This is a genomic window from Micromonospora sp. NPDC050397 (assembly GCF_044901685.1).
Classification (GTDB): Bacteria; Actinomycetota; Actinomycetes; order Mycobacteriales; family Micromonosporaceae; genus Micromonospora_G.
Window position 1 is genome coordinate 1 of record NZ_JBJDPS010000016.1, and the last position, 6,431, is coordinate 6,431.

A 6,431-nucleotide genomic window follows, 5' to 3' on the forward strand; every position below is an offset into this window, starting at 1 on the left:
ATGTCGACCGAGGACGGGCTACGTCTCCTCGATATCGCGGAGCGGTCGGCGGACCCCCTGGTCGTGGCGGCGCGCTTCGACCCCCGATCCCTGGCGGCCGGCGACGCCTCCACCCACCCCGTGCTGCGCGGCCTGGTCCGGAAGCCGGCCGGACCCCTGCGCCGCACCGTTACCGGGGCCACCCCTGCGACCAGCACCCCGGACCGGGACACGAAGCTGCGGGACGCCCTGCTCCGGCAGGCCCCCGCCGGACGCCGGGCCACTCTGCTCGACCTGGTCCGTGCCCAGGTGGGCACGGTACTCGGACACACCGATGCCGACGCGATCGCGCCCGACCGTGCGTTCAGGGACCTCGGCCTGGACTCGCTCACCGCCGTCGACCTGCGGAACCGGCTCGCCTCCGCCACTGGCCTGCGGCTGTCCGCGACCCTCGCCTTCGACCACCCCGACTGCTCCGCCCTCGCAGGGCACCTCCTCGGCCTGCTGATCGGCGCCGAACGCACCGCCGCCCCCGGCCAGGACACCCACGGGACCTCCGGAACGCCCCCGGCCGACGACCCGATCGCCGTCGTCGGCATGGCCTGCCGCTACCCCGGCGGCGTCGCCACGCCGGAGGACCTGTGGCGCCTCGTCGACTCGGGCGGCGACGCCATGGGCCCGTTGCCCGCCAACCGGGGCTGGGACCTCGACACCCTGTACGACCCCGACCCCGACGCACCCGGCCGTGCCTACGTCCGGGAGGGCGGCTTCCTGCACGACGCCGGGAGCTTCGACGCCGAGTTCTTCGACATCTCGCCGGTGGAGGCACTGGCGACCGACCCCCAGCAGCGGCTGCTCCTCGAAACCGGCTGGGAGGCCTTCGAACGGGCCGGCATCGTCCCGGCGACCCTGCGCGGCAGCCGCACCGGAGTGTTCGTCGGCTCGCACTACCAGGAGTACGGCCCCCGCCTGCACCAGGCCGGTCAGGGCACCGAGGGCCACCTGATCACGGGCAATGCCGGCAGCGTGGTGTCCGGACGACTCGCTTACGTCCTGGGCCTCGAAGGCCCGGCCGTCACCGTGGACACCGCCTGCTCGTCGTCGCTCGTCGCCCTGCACATGGCCGTAGGTGCCCTGCGGTCCGGTGAGTGCGACCTCGCCCTGGCCGGGGGAGTCGCGGTCATGCCGGGACCCGGCGCCCTCATGGGCTTCAGCCGCCAGCGCGGTCTGGCACCGGACGGGCGCTGCAAGCCGTTCGCCGACGCGGCGGACGGGACCTCGCTCGCCGAGGGCGCGGGCGTGCTGCTGGTGGAACGGCTCTCGGACGCCCGCCGCAACGGACACCGCGTGCTCGCCCTGGTACGCGGCACGGCTACCAACCAGGACGGCGCCTCCAACGGGCTCTCCGCACCCAACGGTCCCTCCCAGCAACGCGTCATCCGCGCCGCCCTGGCCGACGCCCGACTGGCCACCTCCGACATCGACGCCGTGGAGGCGCACGGCACCGGCACCCGGCTCGGAGACCCGATCGAGGCGCAGGCCGTCCTCGCCACCTACGGCTCCGACCGCGGCGCCGAGGCGATTCCGGTGCGGTTGGGCTCGGTGAAGTCCAACATCGGACACACCCAGGCCGCCGCCGGGGCGGCCGGCGTCATCAAAATGGTGCAGGCGCTGCACCACGGAGTGCTGCCGCCCTCCCCGCACCTCGACAAGCCGTCGCACCACGTCGACTGGACGAGCGGCGCCGTCGAACTGCTGCGTGCCCCCGTGGCCTGGCCCGTCACCGACCGGCCCAGGCGCGCCGGGGTGTCCTCGTTCGGCATCAGCGGCACCAACGCCCACGTCATCCTGGAGGAGGCTCCCCGGGAGGAGCCCGCCCCGGCCGCCGACATCACCGGCGACGCCCCCGAGCCGGCCGGGAGCACCGTGCCCTGGGTGCTCTCCGGGCGCTCCCCGGCCGCGCTGCGCGACCAGGCCCGCCGCCTCCTTGCCCGGCTGAGGCAGCACCCGGACGAGGACGCGCCCGCCCCGCGTGACGTGGCCGTCGCCCTCGCGACCCGGCGAACGGCCTTCGCGCACCGGGCCGTCGTCACCGGCGAGCGACAAGAACAACTGGAGTCGGCGCTGGAAGCGCTCGCCGCAGGCCGGCCCGCGCCCCACCTGGTGACGGGAGGCGAACGGACCGGGCGTACGGCGGTGCTGTTCACCGGACAGGGCAGCCAGCGCGTCGGCATGGCCGCGGAGCTGCACCGCACCCACCCGGTCTTCGCCGACGCGTTCGACGCCGTGTGCGCTCTCTTCGACAGGCTGCTCCCCGGCGAACCGCCCCTGCGGGACGCCGTCTTCGACACGGGTGAGAGGGCCGCGCACCTCCTCACCGGAACGCTCCGGGCCCAGTGCGCGCTGTTCGCGGTCGAAGTCGCGCTGTACCGGCTCCTCGCCTCCTGGGGCCTGCGCCCCGACGTGGTCGCCGGCCACTCCCTCGGCGAGATCACCGCGGCCCACGTCGCGGGCGTACTCACCCTCGCCGACGCGTGCACACTCGTCACCGCCCGAGGCCGGCTGATGCGGGACCTGCCCGAAGGCGGCGCGATGGTCGCCGTACGGCTGACCGAGGCCGAGGTCGAGCCACTGCTGGTCGGCCGCGCCCACGAGGTCGGGCTCGCCGCCGTCAACGGCCCCGACTCCGTCGTCCTCTCCGGCACCGGGGACGCCGTCGCCGAGATCGCCGCCCGCCTCGAAGAACGCGGCGCTCGGACCCGTCGGCTGAGGGTGTCCCACGCCTTCCACTCGCCGCTGATGGATCCCGTCCTGGCCCCCCTCCGCGCCGAACTGGGCGGCCTCGTCTGCGCCGTGCCCGAGATCCCGGTCATGTCCCATCTGACGGGTGAACTCCTGCCATCGGACCGGCCGGTGGACCCGGAGCACTGGGTGCGGCACGTGCGCGAGCCGGTCCGCTTCGCCGACGGCGTCGCCGCGCTGGCCGCCCGGGGCGTGACCACCTTCCTGGAGATCGGGCCCGATGCCGTCCTGTCCGCCCAGGGCCAGGACAGCGCCCCCGGTGCCGAGTTCGTCCCGACGCTGCGCCATGAGGAGGGCGAGGCGGCCGCCGTGATCCGGGCGGCCGGACAGCTCTTCGCCCGTGGCGCCGCCATCGACTGGTCCGCCGCGCTCGCCGTTCCGGACGGCGCCCCGCACACCGTGGACCTCCCCACCTACGCCTTCCAGAGGGCCGACTACTGGCTGCCCTCGGACGGCCTGTCCCCGGACGGGAATCCCCGGGGCCGCACCGGCCGTCCCGGCGCCGCGCCCCACGAGGCGCTGTTCGACGCAGACGACACGGGGCTCCACGACGCCGCCCTCGCCGCCGAACTCGGCCTAGGGGACGCCGCGTCGACGGCCGTGCTGCTCCCCCTCCTGGCCGCCTACCGGCGTCGTCGCGACGAGGAGGCCCGCGTCGGCCGCCTGCGTCACCGCGCCGTCTGGACACCGACCACCGTCCCCTCGGCGGCACCGTCGGGCACCTGGCTGCTCCCCGTCCCCGCACAGCAGGCCACCGACCCCTGGGTCACCGGGCTCGTCGCGGCGCTGTCCGCCGGGGGCACGAAGCCGGTCCTCGTGCCTGTCGCGGACGAGGGGGCACTGGCCGGAGGGCTCCGCGCGTCCGTCGACCACCTCGGCCCGGTCTCCGGTGTCCTCTCCCTGCTCGCCCTCGCCCCCGGGCGGCATCCCGCCCACGAGGCGGTGCCGCAGGGGACCGTACTCACCCTGGCGCTCCTGCGCGCCTTGGAAGAGCGCGGAGGCCCAGCCACCGTCTGGCACGCCACCCGCGCCGCGGCGGCGGTCGGCGCCGCCGAGCACGTCCATGAACCCGGCCAGCTCGCCGTACAGGCACTCGGACGCGTCGCCGTACGGGAGTGCTCCGGCCACTGGACGGGCACCGTCGACCTGCCCCGGCGCATCGACGGCTGGACCGGCAGCCGGCTCGCCGCGGTCCTGGCCCACAGCGCGGCCGGCAACGAGTCCGAACACGACCTCGCCGTCCGCGGCGCCGGACTCTTCGCCCGCCGCATCGCCCCGTCCCCCGACGCCCCGACCTCCACTCCCACCGCCGAGTGGCCGCCCACCGGTACCGTGCTCGTCACCGACGGCACCGGACCGCTCGGCCGCCAGGTGGCCCTGCACCTCGCCCGCTCCGGCGCCGAACACCTCCTGCTGCTGTCCCACACGGCCCCGGAGCACGCGGCGTCCACGGACGCGAGCCGTGCTCTGTGCGCCGAACTCACCGCCCTCGGCGCACGCGCCGACGTCGTCGTCAGCGACCCCGGCGACCGCGCGCAGGCGGCGGTCCTGCTGGACGGGCTTCCCGCGAGCGGCCCGCTGACCGTCGTCGTGACCCCGGCGACCACCGCTCCCGACGACAGCCACCTCGCCCGGCGGACCGTCACCGCCCTCCGGGAATCGGTGCGCAACGATGCCCGTGCCGCCCGGAACCTCCACGAGCTCACCAAGGAACGGACCGAGCCGGTCGCCTTCGTCCTCCTCACCACCCTCACCGCCTTCGTGGGCGCCCCGGGACGGGCAGGACAGGCCTTGAGCGGCGCCCTCCTGGACGCCCTGGCCGAGGAGCGCCGGGCCACGGGACTGCCCGTGACCCACATCGCCTGGGGACCGTGGGCCGGTGCCGAGGGGGACACCGCGGTCCGTGACGACGGCCTGGTGCCGGTGGCCGCGGACCTCGCCCTACAGGCTCTCGACCGTGCCGCACGCGCCCGCGATACGGGGATCGCCGTTCTCGAAGCCGACGCGGAACGACTCGCGGCCCACGTGTCCGCCACTCCCGGAGCGCGGCCACTGGCCATGCTGTTCGACGGTGTCCCGGCGGTCCGCGACGCGATACGCGGGGCCGGCGGAGTGCGCGAGGACCCGTACACCGAGGACCCGGACGCGTTCCGGCGCCGCCTCGGGAGGCTGTCCGAGGGTGCGCGGAGAGCCGAGATGCTGCGGCTCGTGCGCACCCACGCCGCTCTGGTACTGGGGCATGCCACCGACGACGCGGTGGCCCCCGACCGCGGCTTCGTGGAGATGGGCTTCGACTCGCTCACCGCGACCCGCCTGCGCAACCGACTCGGCGCTGTGACCGGTCTCCAGATCAGCGCCGCCACCGTCCTGGACCGTCCCACCCCGGACACGCTGGCCGAGCACCTGCTCGCACTCTGCACGGCCTCACCGACCCGTACACGCCCCCGCCTGCGCCCCCGCGAACGCGGCTGACACCGAGGCCTCGGCAGTACGTCGCCGGGCGGGCACCACGACAGTGCGGGGCCGGCCCGAAGGCCGGCCCCGCACTGTCGCCCGAGGCGTCAGCGCTTGACGCCCAGACTCAGCCCGTGCTCGTAGGGCAGCCCCGCGACCGTGCCGACCTCCTCGAACCCGGCCTCGCGCAGCCAGCGTTCCCAGTCGCTCGCCGGGTAGGCCATGCCCCGGCCGCTCGCCAGCACGTTGAAGTACAGTCCGAGCCGGGCTCCGAATACCCCGTCCGTCTCGTCGTCCGAGACGTGGTAGCCGTACACCATCACCCTGCCGCCCGCCGGCAGCGCGTCGTACGCCTTCCTCAGCAGGAGCAGGATCGATTCCTCATCGAAGATCTCCAGCACATGGCTGAAGAGCACCGCGTCCGGGCCCTTCGGGAACGGATCGGTGAAGATGTCACCGGGCACCACACTCACCCGGTCGGACCGCGCCCCCGTCTCGGCGCCGGACGCGAGCCGGGAGACGCTCGGCATGTCGAACACCGTCGTCCTGAGCTTCGGACGGCGGGAGACCAGCCTCGCCGAGGTGCTGCCGTCCCCGCCGCCCACGTCGAGCACGTGCCGTACGTCCCCGAAGACCGGCTGCTCGATCAGGGCGTCGACCGAACGGAGCGTGAAGGCGGTCATCGCCCGGTGGAAGACCGCCTCCAGCGGAGGGTTGCGGGACAGCCGCCCGTACAGGGTCGGCTCGTCGCCGGGATGGGCGGCCAGGGCGGTGTTGGTGCCCGCCCGCAGAGCCTTCGTCAGCTCCGCGAACGCGGGGTAGTAGACCTCCTTCCAGCCGGTCAGGATGTGACTCCAGCTGTCCGGCTCCTCGTCCGAGGCCAGCAACTCCTCAGCTACCGAGGAGTTGTGGTAGACGCCCTCCCGACGCTCCAGCAGCCCGGTCGCACAGACCGCCTGGAGCAGCACCCGGAGCTGGTGCGCGGGCAGAGCGCAGAACGAACGGATCTCCGCCGCGCTCGCGCCGGGACTCTCCGACAGGAAGGCGAAGATCCTCAGCTCGGCGGCGGTGGTGACGGCGTTGAACAACGCCGGAGCGTTGACGAGGAAGTGGAAGCGTTCGAGGACCGGATCGTCCTCGCGGGCGGCGTTCTTCATCGTTCTCCCGGGAAGGAAAGGCGTCGGCCGGCGCGCCAC

General features: G+C 74.5%; 2 protein-coding genes. One reads left to right on the forward strand and one right to left on the reverse strand.

The genetic code is table 11. From position 1 onward, the window contains the following. Positions 1-63 precede the first annotated feature (63 nt). Entirely contained in the window at positions 64-5,253 is a 5,190-nt protein-coding gene (locus ACI2K4_RS30920) for a type I polyketide synthase (protein ID WP_404516438.1), read from the forward strand. 89 nt (positions 5,254-5,342) lie between these two features. Here ACI2K4_RS30920 and ACI2K4_RS30925 read toward each other — a convergent pair whose 3' ends face one another. Further along, entirely contained in the window at positions 5,343-6,392 is a 1,050-nt protein-coding gene (locus ACI2K4_RS30925) for a methyltransferase (RefSeq protein ID WP_404516440.1), read from the reverse strand. Positions 6,393-6,431: the final 39 nt, after the last annotated feature.

Coding starts and splice junctions, on each gene's coding strand:
- ACI2K4_RS30925 (WP_404516440.1), bottom strand. CDS start 6,392: ATGAAGAACGCCGCCCGCGAGGACGATCCGGTCCTCGAACGCTTCCAC.